We start from the raw sequence: 15,226 nt of genomic DNA on the forward strand, positions 1-15,226 counted from the left end.
AAACCCGCCCCCACAAGGCGAAAAATATTTCATTTCGAGCGCAGTAAAGGTTAATCTAGATTATCGGTTGTGTGGGGGCGGGTTTATATAAATTGTTTGCGGGTCTCAAATATTATTGGTAAAACCCGCCCCTACAGCCCATCGTAGGGGCGGGTTTCACCAACCATTTATGCTAGAAACCTACCATCTCAAAAACCCGCCCCCACAAGGCGAAAAATATTTCATTTCGAGCGCAGTAAAGGTTAATCTAGATTATCGGTTGTGTGGGGGCGGGTTTATATAAATTGTTTCCGGGTATTAAATATTATTGGTGAACCCGCCCCTACAGGCCATCGTAGGGGCGGGTTTTACCAACCATTTATGTTAGAAACCTACCATCTCAAAAACCCGCCCCGCCCAGCGACAAATCCGCAATTGGTAATATCATCGCAGTTCGGTCGCCCTCACCCTTCCCTCACAAAATCAAACAACCGATGAGCCATTTCTAGCTTGCTGCAAGGTGCTATTTCTACTTGCTTGCCGGCGGCATTAATTAATATTGCTTGATTGGTATTGCTGCCGAAACCTGCACCTATTCGATCGATCGGGTTTGCCGCAATTACATCCAGTTTCTTCGATCGCAATTTCTCCAAAGCAGGCTTGACAATATCCCCAGTTTGTGCTGCAAACCCGATTAATTTTTGGTGCGGCTGTTTCAATTTTCCCAACTCTGCCACAATATCCGCTACCGGTGCCAAAGGCAAACAATTCGGGAGCGATCGCTTCGGCAATTTCTGACTACTGTACTCGGCAGGTCTCACATCCGCTACCGCCGCCGCCATCACCGTCAAATCCGCATCGTGAAAGCATTGCAGCATCGCCTGCCGCATTTCTTCTGCACTCGCAACTGCGATCGCCCGCACACCTGACAGCGGCAATTCGCCCGTTATACTGTGTACCAGCGTCACTGTCGCGCCGCGGTGCTGTGCAGCTTGCGCCAATGCTATACCCATTTTGCCACTGGAAGGATTGCCGATAAACCGCACCGGATCGAGGTGTTCGCGCGTTCCTCCCGCACTGATCAACACCCGAAGACCCGCTAAATCTCGATCGCCCTTGGCATACAACAGCGATTCAATATGAGGCAAAATCTCATAAGGTTCTGCCATCCGGCCGACACCCGCGCGATCGCACGCTAGCATACCCGCCCCCGGATTCGCAGCATGATAGCGCCGATAACTCAACACTTCCCGCCAATTCCGCTGCACCGTCGGCTGTTCCCACATATCCGTATTCATCGCCGGTGCCAGCAAAATTGGGCAAGTAGAAGCTAAGACAGTATTAGTCAGCAAATTATCAGCACAACCCCCCGCCAACTTAGCCAAAGTATTAGCTGTCAGGGGAGCAATTACAAAAACTTCCGCCCATTCTCCCAGTTGAATATGCAGGGGGCGCCCGTGACTTGGTTGCCAAAAATCTTTGTCAGTAAAAGCAGGATGGCGGCAGAGAGTAGCAAAAGTCAAAGGCGTGACAAACTCCCCGGCCGCATCAGTAAGAATAGCTTTAACTTCCGCTCCAGCTTTCGCTAAAGTGGAAACTACTTCGCAAACTTTATAAGTTGCAATCCCGCCGCTAACCCCGATTAAAATTCGTCTGCCTTTCATGTGATTTTTTCATAAAAAAGAATCAAGAAAGAAATCAAGATAAAAACAGACTAAAATCCCTAATTCATCTGTTTAATCTGCAACAAAATATGCTGCTAACTTCTTCCTCAATTCCGTCGAAAATTTTGAGCTAGATTTTTCAGTCTATGCTTCGTCGTAGGCTTCCATATCCAGAAGGTGGAGATAAGGTTCAACCAGCTCCGGCCGCTGAAAAGCAAGCGCTCGCAACAAATGCCAATCATTCAATCCCTCAAAAGGATCTGTATAATCGTCAACTTCCAAACGGACAGCCAATTCTGCCACGTCCTGAGAAGTAAGTACAGCTATATCGCGCGATGCTTTGGTTAAAGTTTTCATTTTTTTCCCCTGCCCGAGACTTCCGCCATACTATATACTAAACCTTTAATCAGATTTCGACACAGTTTCTACAACAAAACTTCGCATTTCCTCTATAACTTCCGGCAGAATCTCGTGTCCCATGTTAAATTCTCGATACTGCACCGCAGATCCCCAAGCCGTCAAAGTCTCGCGCGATCGCACAGCAGCACTAACGGGAACAATAGTATCTTGAGTACCGTGTACGATTAAAACAGGTGGCAAAACACTCCCAGCAACTGGCGAAATCTGGTGTAAATAACCGCTCAGACAAATTAAACCAGCTAGGGGCAAAGTCAATCCCACATCTAGAGTCATCGCTCCGCCTTGAGAAAAGCCACCTAAAATCGTGCGAGACAAAGGCACGCCCGTGCTGCTTTCCAAAGACAGCAAAAATTCCCTCAGCAATTGCCGGCTTTCTACCAATCCCTGAGCGTCTTTGCTTTGAAGGTTATACCACGCTTTGCCACTCATTACCTGGGGATGGGGAAAGGGGGCATCGGGAAACACAAACTGATAATCCGGCAAATTGAAAAAGGGTGCTAAGGAAGTCAAATCCCGAGCATTAGCACCCCATCCATGCAAAGCGACCATCAAAGCGACAGGTTTGCGATCCGTTGTGGGCGGAATGCTAATAGATTGTAAAGACATCGTAGTTAATAATTGGTAATTTGGCCTTGCTACAATTATAAATTGTTACGACTGGTAAAACCCCAGATATTTGTTTTCGGTAATATTCCACTGGGAATTAGCACGCGCTTGCTAATAACTATAATAGTTGACTGTTGACTGTTAACTGTTGACTGTTGACTGTTAACCGTTGAAAGTAGAGTGCGACATCGCGCCTTTCCAAAGTAGAGTGCGGATAGTTCACCTTTTCTAAACAGGAATTAGGGAGCATCTCCTATTTGTAAAAACACTTCTGCTGGCTCCTTCTTTCTGCCTCCTTTCCTCCTGCCTCCTGCCTCCTGCCTCCTGCCTCCTGCCTCCTGCCTTCTGCCCCCTGCCCCCTCCTTCCTTCTGCCTCCTTTCTTCTGCCTCCTTTCTTCTTCCTCTTTCCTCCTGCCTCCTGCCTTCTGCCCCCTGCCCCCTGCCCCCTCCTGCCTTCTGCCCCCTGCCCCCTCATGCCTCCTGCCTCCTGTCTCCTGTCTCCAATTTATAGCTGGGCTGCTTTCATTGAGATGTTCCCCGCAACACTCCGCTAGAAGCGAGATTTGTTCCGCTAATTCCAATTGACCGAAAGCATCCAGGATACCCGCCACGTGATTCATCCGTCCAGAAATAAAAAACCTGTATCCGATGAAACTTGCCGAACGTATTTATCCGTGGGGTCGCCTCTAAAATCTAAAATCTAAAATCTAAAATCGATTGGCACCTACCGCAGGTAAAACCTTAGAAACAGATTGCTTAGGCTGTTGTCGCACCGGCACCTCAATCCAGAATTCAGTTCCCTCTCCCGGAGCCGATACGCACCTGAGCGAACCTTGATGTTTGTCCACTATTTGATAGCCGATCGACAATCCCAAGCCAGTACCTTTGCCTACAGGCTTGGTAGTAAAAAATGGATCAAACAAACGTTTTTGTACATTCTCCGTCATGCCCGTTCCATTGTCAGCGATTCGCACGCATACACAATTAGAAGTTAAAAGTTCAGTGCGAATCCGAATAGTAGGTAAAAAGGCAGAATTCGAGGCGTTGTTTTCGAGCATTTTTGGATTTTCTTCATCAGATAAAACATCAATAGCATTGCTTAAAACATTCATAAATACCTGATTTAATTGTCCCGCCCAGCACTCTACTAATGGCAAATTTCCGTATTCTTTGATGAGTTTAATGCCAGGAAAATCAGCTTTTGGTTTCAGCCGACTATCCAAAATCATCAAGGTGCTGTCAATGCCTTGGTGAATGTCAACCGACTTCATTTCAGCTTCATCCAAGCGCGAAAAATTCCGCAGAGAAAGCACGATCTGGCTGATACGTTCAGCTCCCATATTCATAGATTTTAGGATTTTAGGCAAGTCTTCACTGATAAACTCCAAATCAATATCTTTTAGTTTTGCTTGCACTTCTGGCGTTGGGTTCGGATATTGCTGCTGGTATATTTCCACAAGTTCGAGCAAGTCTCTAGTATATGCGCCTGTATGGATCAGGTTGCCAGAGATGAAGTTGACAGGATTGTTAATTTCGTGGGCAACTCCAGCCACCAACTGCCCCAAGCTGGACATCTTTTCAGTTTGGATGAGTTTAAATTGAGCTGCCTGCAAATTTTTTAGTGCTGTTTCTAGTTCAGCGGTGCGCTGTTTTAGTTGAATTGTACGATCGTACACTTGCTGTTCTACTTTTGCAGTACGTTCTAGAGACATCAACAGGTAAATCGTCAAGCTGCCAGTCATCAATAGCCCGATCGCACAAATTGCCAGCGAACCCTGATACGTCCTCATACTGTTGTACCCCTTTCCAGGCAAAACTAGCAGCCTCCACTGGCGGTCTGCTACGTTAAATAAGCGAGTGCAAGCACTAGGATTTTTACAGATTTTTCCCCGGATATTAGTTAACTCTGGCTTTTCGTGTTTTGGGTTATCTATCAACTGCTTAGCTTGTGAGTCGTAGCGCACCAGAAAGCGTTCTTTCTCTATAGCAGAGTCGTCATAGAGGTAAAAATTAATCTTGTCTAAATTTAGCGATTCTAAAGAGGAATCGACCATACTGGTGATCTGAAACAGACCCGCAATAACTCCCATTAGGTTTGGGCGGCCCTTGACCGAGTTATCAGCAGAAGTTGTGCGGCGGGGTACTGGTAGAAATACTTGCAATCCCGGTTGATTGTTGCTGACTAATCTAATTCGCGCGGAAGCGGCTATTTTCCCGGTATTCACCGATTTCTCTAAAGCTGTTTTGCGATCGGGGCTGGAGGCAACATCAAAACCGATCACTTTGTTATCTTCTTCTAATGCTTCTCTGTAAATAATGGGAAAGTATTCCGATCGCACTTTTGCTTTGACCTGCTTTTTGTCAGGAGTTCGTTCGTAAATTTGAAATGTCGGAAAACCTTCGGCTCGAATTGTCTTTTCGTAAGCTGCTTTTTGGGCAGCCGGCACGCGCCGAATCCAGTTAACAGAATGTATAGCAGTATTTCGGGCAAGTGCAGGTTGAGCGAATTGCTTAAAATCTTCTCTGGTAACTTCAGTAGATGCCCTGTAGAATGCTTCCAGTGAGTACAGAACTTCTAAATTTTTGTTGATGCTTTGCTGCAATGTCACATTCAGGCGATCGGCTTGCTGATGAAATTCAGCTTGCATTCGTTGGTGTTCCGAATGCCACACAACGGCTGCTGCTGCCAAGGACAAACTCGTACCGGTGCAAAGAGTCAGCGCTGCTGGAATGTAACGACGGTGCGACTGTAAACTTTCGGTCAGCGAATTAAACCAATTGCTCGCAACATTCATATTCCACACCTTCTGCCACCGGAGTGCAATTCGTTTAAGGACTTGTGAAATTCCTTGATAGCACGATCGACAGCGCACAAACAAGATTGTCTAAAAACTTACGATCGCAGCAATAGGACTTACCCTGAGAAACCCAATTTCTATGAAAATATTGGTGTGGTAACGAGAAATATCGGGAGAAACCGGGTTTCTTAGCAAGAGTGCATCCACGACTGAGGGATTGCGACCAATTGTAACTAAGTGTAACGAACTCTGTTCCAATCTCGGCGTTCCCAACTTCCTGCCCCGGAAGAACCGGGGAACAAGAAAAAGCCTTGATCTGGTGGGGCGGGTACTCAATACCCGCCCCACAAAGCCAACTTAAAGGTGGAACCGCTTACAAAACAGTCCCTATTTCCTTCAAATAAACCCGTGTAAACGGTTCATCATCCCCCAGAGTATACTGTTCGATCAATCCCTGGCGGCGAATAGAAATACTATTTCCTTCCCTCACCACAACAGTATCGTCATCAGTGCTTTCTCTGACCAACATCATCTCAGTTTCCCCCGGATTGTCCAGCACCACCATATTGCTGCCCCGATAAAACATTCCCTCAGCTTCCAAAATATCTTCTGGATATTCAGCAATTAACAAATCGAGCTTGGGATTCCGCAGCAAACTTTGCAAGTTGAGATGGTAATTCTTATTCAAAACTTTTTCAGAACGGTTAACAAAAAGTCCACCGCGGCAAACAGCACCGATTGTCCAATCGGGATGCTGCAACAGAATATGGTCGATGGTTTCTTGTAGGTCATGTACCGAAATTATGTTGAAAGTAATAATCGGAATTCTGGCTGATTTTCCCGATTCAAAGAAAGTTTCGATAATATGCGAAGGCACATCAACCCCTTCGCCGACAGCGGGGTTGAGGTGCATAAAAATTCCCGGCGCGGCATTGATCTCGATAATCCCAAAATTGCCTGTTTTCCAAGATTGGGCGAGAGTTTCTGTTATCACATCAATCCCCAAACAAGTTAACCGAAAATGTAGGGCGATATCTTGAGCCAAAACAATGTTATCCGGGTGAATAGTGCTCGTAGCGTCGATGCTGACGCCGCCTGCGGAAAGATTAGCGACTTTGCGTAGATACACAGTGCGATCGCTACTTGGCACACTATCCAATGACAGCCCTTGTTCTGCCAGATACATTTCCATCGCTTCGTCGGACTGAATTTTGCTCATCGCCGAAGTTGGCGTATCCAAACGTTCTGGTTTGCGGTTTTCACGGCGGATCAATTCGCGAATTGTTGAGTCGCCATCACCTGTTACCCAAGCGGGTCGGCGTTCAGTTGCAGAAACAAATTTGCCGTCAACGCACAGCAGCCTAAAATCCGATCCTTTGATGCTGTTTTCCACAATTACTCGTACCGGGTCTGTTTCGGGAATGGCCTTAACTGCTCTTTTAAAAGCCGCCTGCAATTCCTCTGCCTCCCGGACATCTGCTGTTACGCCAATTCCTTTATGACCGATTACTGGTTTGATAGCAACTGGGTAGCCAATTTCTCTAGCAACTGCTAGAGCTCCGTTTTCTGTGGAGACGATATCGCCTTTGGGAACAGGAAATCCTAATGTAGCGAGAAAAGCTTTACAATCGTCTTTGCGCGTGGTAAAATCTGAGTCTAAGTGGCTGTCACAATCAAAGGTAGTTGCAGAGCCGCGAACCAGTTTTTTACCGTACCCATATTGCATTAGTCCTTCATCCCACAAATAAAATGCGGGAATGCCTTTTTGGGATGCCGATCGCATTAACGAATAAACTGTCGGGCCTCCGTAAACTGACTGCCGGAACATATTTTGCAGCGCGCCCATTTGTGCTTCCAAGGGAAAGTTTTGATTTTGATTGATGGCTTCAAACCAATCCCAAACTGCGTAAACTACGGCTCTCGCGGTGCGGGCGTGAAGTGCTTCTATGCTGATTCTGTTAAACTGAGAAAACGGCTTGATGTTCCAATGTTGGAAGTGCAAACCCATGTCGAGTTTGGCTACTTCTGAGGCGGTACGGCCGAACAGTTGGGCATGGTTCGAGAAAGTTTCGTGCAGCAGTTGCGGGTAGCGATCGCCAATAATTTCCTGGTAATGTGCGATCGGCAAAGGTTCGCTCGCCCCCGTCACCGCTAAATCAAAAACTAAAGCTGCTGTTCCTAAATAAGGGTTAGGCCCCATATAGTGTTTGAAGTTGAAAACATCAAAAATATCGGTTTTTCGAGCATTGACGCGGGCTGTTTCGGTACTTGTTTCTTGCAGCATTTTCTAACCTCCTTTGAGCTAATTTTTTACGGTAACTTTATAGTCGGTGCATGGGATACTACCTGCGGGCATAGATATTCCAGCAGTGAGATAAATACTCCGACCCATTCTGCCTTCAGTATGGCCCGATAGGGGGAGTGGGAGAGATGGGGAGATGGGGGGAGGGGGAGAGGGTGAGAGTGGGAAAATATTCCTTCTTCCTTCAACATCTGACTAAGTATTGATGACTAAGCATTGGTAACTAGGCATTGCTAACTAAGCACTTATGACTAATGACTACTTCTTTCCCCCCTCGCAAAAAAAAGCTATAACTTTTGAGAGGTACACTCTGTACTTATAATTGTTTATGACAGTGAAAGAAAATTTAAGAGGCAGCAAATTATGAAGATCGCACAAACTGCTCTCAGGGAAAAAGTTCACCACCTAGCTGAGGAAGCATTTCACCGGAAGCTAATTTCTGGCTACGGTGATGGTCAAAACAGCAACGAATATCAGATTGTCTGGAACGGCAAACCCAGACACCTACCTTTAGAACGGGCGAGTACCATATTGAGCAATTTGATCGAGCGATCGCACTAACGGGCGATCGGGCTAATTGAGGACTTACGCTCATCAACCGGATTTCTACGAGCAATCAGAGGAGGATTAGCGAAGAATCGGATCAGAAACCGGATCGATCACCGCGCGCGCGTGGGCCCTGTAATTTAAGCTCATTTGTTGACCCCCCCTATCTCCTGTTAGGGGGGTAAGTTTGTTTCGTGGATTATCGAGGATGAGTAAACTCCCATATCACCCTTGCTGTGTGCGTTCTAGAGTGGTAGAAGTCTGAGAGGTTTTTGGTATCTAGATATACCTTTTGGCGGTTTTCGGAAAAAAGAAGTTTGTGTTTTAGTGAAATTAAATAAATTAACAGTGGAGATAATATGGCGAGCAGCGAAATTCAGGGGAAGTTGCTAATTATTGGTGGCGCGGAAGACAAAGAGGGGGACTGCAAAATTCTGCGGGAATTCTTGCGCTGCGCCGGAGGGACTAAAGCCCGCATTGTAGTGATGACGGCTGCAACAAGCCTGCCGGGAGAAGTAGGAGATAATTACATCCGAGTGTTTGAGCGGCTTGGCGCTGAAGATGTGCGAGTTGTTGACACCCAGAGACCCGAAGAGGCCCGCAATCCAGAGTATTTAGAAGCGATCGAACAAGCCACTGGCATATTCTTTACCGGCGGAGATCAAGCGCGGATTATTAGCTGCTTGAAAGACACCAAACTCGACGCAGCTATGCACAAACGCTTCTCTGAAGGGATTATCATTGGGGGCACCAGTGCCGGCGCGGCGATGATGCCAGACATGATGATTATTGAAGGAGACTCGGAGACAAATCCCCGCGTTGATGTGGTAGCAATGGGCCCGGGAATGGGTTTCCTTCCAGGAGTTGTCATCGACCAGCATTTCGCCCAGCGAGGTCGTCTGGGACGCTTAGTTTCCGCACTCTTGCTGCAACCTGCCGTGTTGGGATTTGGTATTGACGAAAATACAGCTATTTTAGTCCACGGTGACGAGTTGGAAGTCATTGGCGAAAGCGCTGTAACTGTCATCGACGAGTCGGAAAAACTCCACGACAATGTAGATGGACTTTTGAAGGATGAGGCTTTAGCGATTTGCGGCGCCAAGTTGCACATCCTCCCCCACGGATACCGGTTTAACTTGAGAACTCGCCAGCCGGTGCTCCATAACCTAGCAACTACAGCAGACAGAGAAAGGGCGATCGCCTAATTTACTTGCAACTGGCAAACATCTTAAAATTATGTAATACCAATTTTTTATGAGGTTGCATAGAATCCGATCCCCCCTAGCCCCCCTTAAGAAGGGGGGGACAAGATTCTTCTCAAAGTCCCCCTTGTTAAGGGGGATTTAGGGGGATCGAGATATGTACAACTTCACATTAAATTGGTATAAGGTCAGCACTGCACACCTTACCCATTCTACCAAGTAGGATGGTTAAAAACCCAGTTGCTCTCTCCAAAAGTAATAAAAAGAAGAGGATTTTACCTCTTCTTTTATTGCTGCGGTATCGGGTTTTTTAAGCACTTTTCTGTTCGCCAAAAATCGACTGCTGCCCTTCTGCAGTCGATATTAAATTCCACCCTTGAACTCTCAGCTTTTGATATGTTGCCCATCCCTTAGAACCACCTGGTTCCCGGTAGTCGGATACAGCGAACTGCGGAAAAGCTGTATAAGGCCGCCACCCCTGACGGGCATCGGTGCGTAAGTGCAATATCTTTTCTCCATTGCGTCCCAATCTGGGCAACCAACACATTTGTTTTAGCATTTTTAACACTCCAGAGTTTTACAGTAACGGTAATTCGCCAACATCCCACATTAAACTTTTAGAGCCTTAAGCCACTGCTCGGAATATCTAACGGGTAACAGGGACGAATGAGATTTTCACCAATTACCAATTACTGAGGTAGCAGCCGTCGTTAAAGCTGATTTTTGTTCTACAAAGTTTACCAGTCAAAAACTATAAAACAAGTGATACCAAGACCTAAGCAAAAATAATCATTGCTATTCTCGGCTCAAACTTGCCTTAAAGTCGGAGGAAAACCCAGTTGAATAAAGGATTCATCGTTCTGGTTTCCCTTGCCTTACAATTACACGATCATCCTCGCTGTTTCCGCATAAAATGACATCTTTCTACGGTATTATTCCTGTAGGCTAAAAAATGTTTCTTTAGTTACAAATGTTAAATGTTCACCACGATTTATTTAGTTATCAAAAGTTAAATTACTTTTCATACAATACTTCAGACAGTTTTTGATAGCCCACGGTAGAATAAGGGTTTCACGGCTCCAAGGCAAGTTCGTTACAACGGAAAATCTAGGGTTTCAGACTACTAACTAAAAACAGTCCGACTATTTTTCATAAACAGCGCTTAATAATTTTTAGTTACTTTAACTACATTTTTGATGAAAATCAGGTTTCCGCGTGCCTAGGGGCCAACCTTACTCAATCGCTAGGGTTCGCACTACTAAATCCTCCGGGTGCGCCCCCAAGCACCTTACAACATAAGACTTACAGGTTTAACTCTTAAGAACGATGGCGACCGATTTGCAAAATGGTAAAAATCAATACTAATCACACTTATCAGTTCTGCAAACAAGCTATTCATGGCCGCTGCAATTGAATTCAAACTCTTCGCCCCGAACAACAAAGCAGCTACACTGCCAGGCTCCTTTTCCAACTGGGCAGAAATTTCCTTAGAAAAAGATGATAAAGGTTATTTCCGCACTAAAATTCAGGGCGTTGCTTAATCAAGGTATGAAAAAAAATAAGTTGAAAATCCCGAAGCTTTGTAGATACTGGTTTCTATGACTTGCATATTTAGCCTTTCATACCATAAATCAGCAGGGAGCATCTCACCTTTGCAGCCCTCCGCTAGAAATTGGAGTTTTGAGGCAGGAGGCAGGAGGCAGGAGGCAGAAGGAAAGAGGCAGAAGGAAAGAGGCAGAAGGAAGGAGCCAGAAGAAGGAAGGAGCCAGAAGAAGTATTTTTACAAATATGAGATGCTCCCAATCAGCAACGCCCGGTTTTGTTAGTCACAGCAGTAGGAATACCGATGCTGTGGATGGGCGAATAGTTTGGACAATCCACTCGGCAAACTCCCAACCAGCCGAATAAACTACAATGGTCTTTGTTGAAAAATCAGCCCAATCATGAGTTGTGGGAATACTACAAACACATGATTCGGCTGCGGCAACATTTGCCGGCACTTTATACCGAAAATATTGAATTTATCCACGAAAATTCCGAAGCCAAAGTGCTGGCTTATTACCGCTGGAGCGATGAGGGAACGCGAGCAGTAGTTGTCGCTAATTTTTCGGATACTTATCTATCTGGTAACAGCATTCCTAAGTTTCCGGCTGGGGGAACTTGGCACGAGTGGATGTACAACAAAATAGTAGAAGTTGGCGAAGAAGGGTTTAAGTTTGATTTGCCGGAATGGTCAGCGCAAGTATTTGTTTGAGAGCCGGAGAATTATGTCTCCAGGCAGATGATCTGCGAAGTTGTACAACAGTAAATTGTATTTAGGATGGGCGCACCAAAGTCAAGAAACCGGGTTTTTCTACCTAGGTGGATGGCTGTAACGATACTTTTTTGTAAAAAAAACTCGGTTTCTGCATCCAAGAGTGCGATCGTAATTCCTGGTATTGAGAATCACAATTACAGGGCGACTTGCCAACCGTGAATTAACACGTCAATTAACACGTCAATTAACACAAACTTTGTCGGAGGACAAACTCTATGGGCTGGCTAAAAAGATTGTTTGGTTTAGAAAAAAAAGAAAATCAAGAAACTGTTGACGCTCCCGCTTACCAAGCACCTGTAGCTGAAGCTCAAGCTCAAGCTCAACCTGCTGCGAGCGCTCAGACAATCCCGCCGGAACGCATGGGATTGAATGGAGAATACGATCAAAGCGGTTTAGCTAAACGGGTGGCTCAGGCTTTCGATGCAAATCCAGATGTTGCCGATATTGAGACTGTTTATGTGGCTCAACATGGCACTACGGTGGTTCTCAAAGGTACAGTTCCCAGTCAGGAAATTGTCAGCAGATTGGTGACAATTGCTAAAGGTGTTAAGGGTGCAACTGGGGTGGAAACTAATCAAGTTTCTGTCGGCTAGCGCGACGGTTATCTCTAACTGTTAGCAGTTAACTGCTAACAGTTAACAGCTAACAGCTAACAGCTAACAGTCTTTTTTATCTATTATGGTTTCAATAAAATATATGACAGGGGAAACCTTAGAACCTACTCGGGGGAAATTAGAACGGACTCTTTCGCAGGGAATTCAAGCTTTGTACCGCTCTCAACTTGGACATCCAACGAGTCAGGCGCTCTGCAATCTTTTGGATAACAAATTGATAATTGTTGTCGAAAATGGGCTTACTCAACCCGAAAAACTGCTGGCTCAGAACGGTCAGGAAGATTTGGCTTTGCAGGTGCGAACACAATTAGAATCTGTTCTGGAATTGCCACTGAAAGAATTAATCCAACAGGTTTTGGGGGTGGGAGTCACGGATTTGCTCCGCGATGCGACCTTGGAGACAGGCCGCACAGGAACGATCGCAATTTTGGACTCTGCACCTCAAGTTCGTGATTCTAATTATAAATCTAAAACTCAACCAAAACCAGTGGAGAGTTGATGTGCTGGCGGATAACTGTTTCTAAATCTTTGATGTTAAAAGGTTTGGAAAGGTATTCCACGCAGCCTGCTTGGAGAATTCGATCGCGGTCTTCTGGTTTTGCTAGTGCGGTGACAGCAACAATCGGAATATGTCTGATATCGGGGTTTTGTTGGGCGCGCTTTACTACTTCCATACCGTCTATATCGGGCAGGCAAATGTCAAGTACGATTAGGTCGGGCTGTCGAGCGACTGCTGTGGAGAGAGCTCCGTACCCGTCAACTGCTCCCACGCACTCGCAGCCGAATAAATCGAGTATTTGTGTCAGCAGCTCTAAGTTGTCAGGATTGTCGTCTACAGCCAACACTAAAGGACGCTTATCAACCGGGGGTTGACCGCTAATGAAAGACGAGGATTCCAATTTATTGTCCCAATGAAGGTAGTTCATAAATGCCGATCGCAACCATCAAAAAATTTGTCTCCGAGGCATTCTTCAAGTGGCGCTGCGGCACTTGAAACAGATTGGCTCGTATTTGTAGCTCTCCCATGACCAGTTTTTGGTCTCACCCGATACAATATCCCTACAAGCTGCGTGCAAAACGACCGCAGTTGATTGATTCCATAGCATCTGCTTAATTCTACCTCTCCCAGCACCAATTACCAGGTGAGGCCCTCTTGGTGCGTCAGCCTTGGTAAAAATACGCAATAAATACGAAAACTCTTACCACGAAAGCATCCTCGCTTAATAGCATTGAATAGTGGCGACAGCTTTTTAGGATATTAACCACATTAAACATGGGTTTCCCTACAAGGATCTACCTAAAGGAAGATTCTAACCGATACTTAATTTTAATAACTTCCACCTGCTGAGAGATACTTGATTACTCTACTTTATACTTCAATGTTTTTAAGTAGTAATCATCACAATTTAAGCAAGTAAAAAGATTCTGTTTTTACTTAAGCTTTACCGGATATTAACCTAGGAGGTTTTAATGACAATTCCAATCAGAGACGACCTGACTTACATTTTGCTCAAAAAAATTGGTAGCGGAAACGGCAGGGGAGAGTCGGAAATTAGGAACGCAGCCGAAGAATATGTCGGTCACCCGGTGGCGGAAGCGGAATTGCTCGGTCATTTGGACTACCTCAACCAAAGGGAATTTATCAAAGCTCAGTTTAGTGGCGAGCCTTATGGAGGAGCTGAGTTATTGCCGCCTTTAGTGGCGTTTCAAGAAGCTGAGTTAACAGAAAAAGGCCAGAAACTGTTACACAAAATGGAGACGAATCCTCCGACCTCGCTCCACCACGAAGGATCGGCAGTTCCTATCGCTTCAAAGGATATGCCGTTTTTGGAAAAAGTGATGGTAAACGGTCACTTGGAGGATATTTTTGATGCCCGCGACATTACCGAAGTAGTGTACCGGGTCATGCGCGACGTGATGACAAAAGACGCCATCGAGCACGTGGAATCTGAATTGCACAAAGAAGTTTTGCCTACGGATGACAAAACCCTGCAACAAGAAATAGCAGACCTCTGGAAAGATACCAATCCGCTGGTGGGATTGCTCAGCCGGATACGTCAGCCTTTGACCGGCCCGCCTGCACCTGCGGGGATCGATGGCAATTTGTTTGCACGGAGGGTGGAACTAGAAGGCGCACTTCCTTCAGGAGTAAAACCGGAAACTGCGATCGCCGCTGTATTTTCGGCAACGAAGGATGAGCTGTCCGAGGAGCGAATTCAGGAAATAGCTGGCTTTTTACCGGACAGAATTCGGGAAATTTGGGCGTCGGCTTAACGCCATTTTTCAGGTATAAATACTTACCAGCCGGGTTGACTAAGCAGTATTCTCCCTCCCCAGGGCAGAAAACTGGTTGGTCAACCCGGTTTCTCTATAGCTTTTGTCTTGTAGCTGTGCAATTGCTTTGTACTGAGGACTCAAGTCCGATCGAACTCGATCGAACTTGAGTCCTCACTAATTGTCACATCGCTCTTGCCTTGCCTTGTCATATCGTTTCCGGTTGCATCGGAATCATAAAATCGAGTCAACAGTCAACAGTCAACAGTCAACAGTCAACAGTCAACAGTCAACAGTCAACAGTCAACAGTCAACCATCATTCCGGTGTTACCGGAATTGATATAAGTGCGGTGAAAAACCCGATTTATCACCCAAATTTGTCGGAAAACCAGAAATATCGCCAGAAACAGAGTTTCTCGCTCTTGGGTTGGGTCAAGCCCCTAGATGCCGCGAAAGTATTGTAATGTATTGTAAAACTTCATTGAGTTTATAAGCAATTATAA

At 45.8% G+C, this 15,226-nt stretch carries 19 protein-coding genes; 9 read left to right on the forward strand and 10 right to left on the reverse strand.

Annotated elements, in window-relative coordinates; translation table 11 throughout:
* Positions 1-443 precede the first annotated feature (443 nt).
* The 7 genes from coaBC to QUA16_RS17230 form a co-directional block, all read right to left on the reverse strand.
* Positions 444-1,643, reverse strand: a complete 1,200-nt coding sequence (gene coaBC, locus QUA16_RS17200) for a bifunctional phosphopantothenoylcysteine decarboxylase/phosphopantothenate--cysteine ligase CoaBC (RefSeq protein ID WP_333104683.1) — start codon at positions 1,641-1,643, stop codon at positions 444-446.
* A 144-nt stretch (positions 1,644-1,787) separates the two neighbouring features.
* Complete coding sequence (gene isiD, locus QUA16_RS17205) at positions 1,788-2,000, reverse strand: protein IsiD (RefSeq protein ID WP_333104682.1); 213 nt, start codon at positions 1,998-2,000, stop codon at positions 1,788-1,790.
* A 45-nt stretch (positions 2,001-2,045) separates the two neighbouring features.
* A complete protein-coding gene (locus tag QUA16_RS17210; protein WP_333104680.1) occupies positions 2,046-2,669 on the reverse strand; it encodes an alpha/beta hydrolase in 624 nt (207 codons plus the stop codon).
* A gap of 118 nt (positions 2,670-2,787) precedes the next feature.
* Positions 2,788-2,919 carry a hypothetical protein gene (locus QUA16_RS17215; RefSeq protein ID WP_333104679.1) on the reverse strand — a complete coding sequence of 44 codons (132 nt, stop codon included), beginning with the start codon at positions 2,917-2,919 and terminating at the stop codon, positions 2,788-2,790.
* Positions 2,909-3,289: a hypothetical protein gene (locus QUA16_RS17220; RefSeq protein WP_333104678.1), complete on the reverse strand. Its 381-nt coding sequence runs from the start codon at positions 3,287-3,289 to the stop codon at positions 2,909-2,911. Before QUA16_RS17220 ends, QUA16_RS17215 begins: the two co-directional genes overlap by 11 nt.
* An 87-nt stretch (positions 3,290-3,376) precedes the next feature.
* Positions 3,377-5,464: a CHASE domain-containing protein gene (locus QUA16_RS17225; protein WP_333104676.1), complete on the reverse strand. Its 2,088-nt coding sequence runs from the start codon at positions 5,462-5,464 to the stop codon at positions 3,377-3,379.
* Between the two features lie 376 nt (positions 5,465-5,840).
* Positions 5,841-7,751: an ATP-binding protein gene (locus QUA16_RS17230; protein ID WP_333104675.1), complete on the reverse strand. Its 1,911-nt coding sequence runs from the start codon at positions 7,749-7,751 to the stop codon at positions 5,841-5,843.
* Between the two features lie 381 nt (positions 7,752-8,132).
* Between QUA16_RS17230 and QUA16_RS17235 the strand changes: the two genes are divergently transcribed.
* Positions 8,133-8,330 carry a hypothetical protein gene (locus tag QUA16_RS17235; protein ID WP_015175364.1) on the forward strand — a complete coding sequence of 66 codons (198 nt, stop codon included), beginning with the start codon at positions 8,133-8,135 and terminating at the stop codon, positions 8,328-8,330.
* Between the two features lie 344 nt (positions 8,331-8,674).
* Positions 8,675-9,520, forward strand: a complete 846-nt coding sequence (locus QUA16_RS17240; protein ID WP_333104673.1) for a cyanophycinase — start codon at positions 8,675-8,677, stop codon at positions 9,518-9,520.
* A 307-nt stretch (positions 9,521-9,827) separates the two neighbouring features.
* Here QUA16_RS17240 and QUA16_RS17245 read toward each other — a convergent pair whose 3' ends face one another.
* Complete coding sequence (locus QUA16_RS17245) at positions 9,828-10,076, reverse strand: hypothetical protein (RefSeq protein WP_333104672.1); 249 nt, start codon at positions 10,074-10,076, stop codon at positions 9,828-9,830.
* 838 nt (positions 10,077-10,914) lie between these two features.
* On the opposite strand from QUA16_RS17245, the gene QUA16_RS17250 reads away from it, so the two are divergent.
* The 5 genes from QUA16_RS17250 (at position 10,915) to QUA16_RS17270 (ending at position 12,947) form a co-directional block, all read left to right on the forward strand.
* The gene (locus tag QUA16_RS17250) at positions 10,915-11,058 is read left to right on the forward strand and encodes a hypothetical protein (protein WP_333104671.1); all 144 of its coding nucleotides are present in this window, start codon (positions 10,915-10,917) and stop codon (positions 11,056-11,058) included.
* A 111-nt stretch (positions 11,059-11,169) separates the two neighbouring features.
* Positions 11,170-11,343: a hypothetical protein gene (locus QUA16_RS17255; protein WP_333181265.1), complete on the forward strand. Its 174-nt coding sequence runs from the start codon at positions 11,170-11,172 to the stop codon at positions 11,341-11,343.
* Positions 11,344-11,438: 95 nt separating this feature from the next.
* Positions 11,439-11,771: an alpha amylase C-terminal domain-containing protein gene (locus tag QUA16_RS17260; protein WP_333104669.1), complete on the forward strand. Its 333-nt coding sequence runs from the start codon at positions 11,439-11,441 to the stop codon at positions 11,769-11,771.
* Positions 11,772-12,049: 278 nt separating this feature from the next.
* The gene (locus QUA16_RS17265; protein ID WP_333104668.1) at positions 12,050-12,427 is read left to right on the forward strand and encodes a BON domain-containing protein; all 378 of its coding nucleotides are present in this window, start codon (positions 12,050-12,052) and stop codon (positions 12,425-12,427) included.
* 85 nt (positions 12,428-12,512) lie between these two features.
* Positions 12,513-12,947 carry a DUF2294 domain-containing protein gene (locus QUA16_RS17270; protein ID WP_333181266.1) on the forward strand — a complete coding sequence of 145 codons (435 nt, stop codon included), beginning with the start codon at positions 12,513-12,515 and terminating at the stop codon, positions 12,945-12,947.
* Here QUA16_RS17270 and QUA16_RS17275 read toward each other — a convergent pair.
* Together QUA16_RS17275 and QUA16_RS17280 are read right to left on the reverse strand one after the other, a co-directional pair.
* Positions 12,916-13,347: a response regulator gene (locus QUA16_RS17275; protein WP_333181267.1), complete on the reverse strand. Its 432-nt coding sequence runs from the start codon at positions 13,345-13,347 to the stop codon at positions 12,916-12,918. The genes QUA16_RS17270 and QUA16_RS17275 overlap by 32 nt on opposite strands.
* 1 nt (position 13,348) lies before the next feature.
* The gene (locus QUA16_RS17280) at positions 13,349-13,474 is read right to left on the reverse strand and encodes a hypothetical protein (protein ID WP_333104665.1); all 126 of its coding nucleotides are present in this window, start codon (positions 13,472-13,474) and stop codon (positions 13,349-13,351) included.
* Between the two features lie 444 nt (positions 13,475-13,918).
* On the opposite strand from QUA16_RS17280, the gene QUA16_RS17285 reads away from it, so the two are divergent.
* Positions 13,919-14,722 carry a DUF2267 domain-containing protein gene (locus QUA16_RS17285; RefSeq protein WP_333104664.1) on the forward strand — a complete coding sequence of 268 codons (804 nt, stop codon included), beginning with the start codon at positions 13,919-13,921 and terminating at the stop codon, positions 14,720-14,722.
* A 181-nt stretch (positions 14,723-14,903) separates the two neighbouring features.
* Positions 14,904-15,068 carry a hypothetical protein gene (locus tag QUA16_RS17290; protein WP_333104663.1) on the forward strand — a complete coding sequence of 55 codons (165 nt, stop codon included), beginning with the start codon at positions 14,904-14,906 and terminating at the stop codon, positions 15,066-15,068.
* The last annotated feature ends 158 nt before the right edge of the window (positions 15,069-15,226 follow it).

This window comes from Microcoleus sp. S13_C3 (assembly GCF_036700905.1).
Taxonomy (GTDB): Bacteria; Cyanobacteriota; Cyanobacteriia; order Cyanobacteriales; family Microcoleaceae; genus Microcoleus.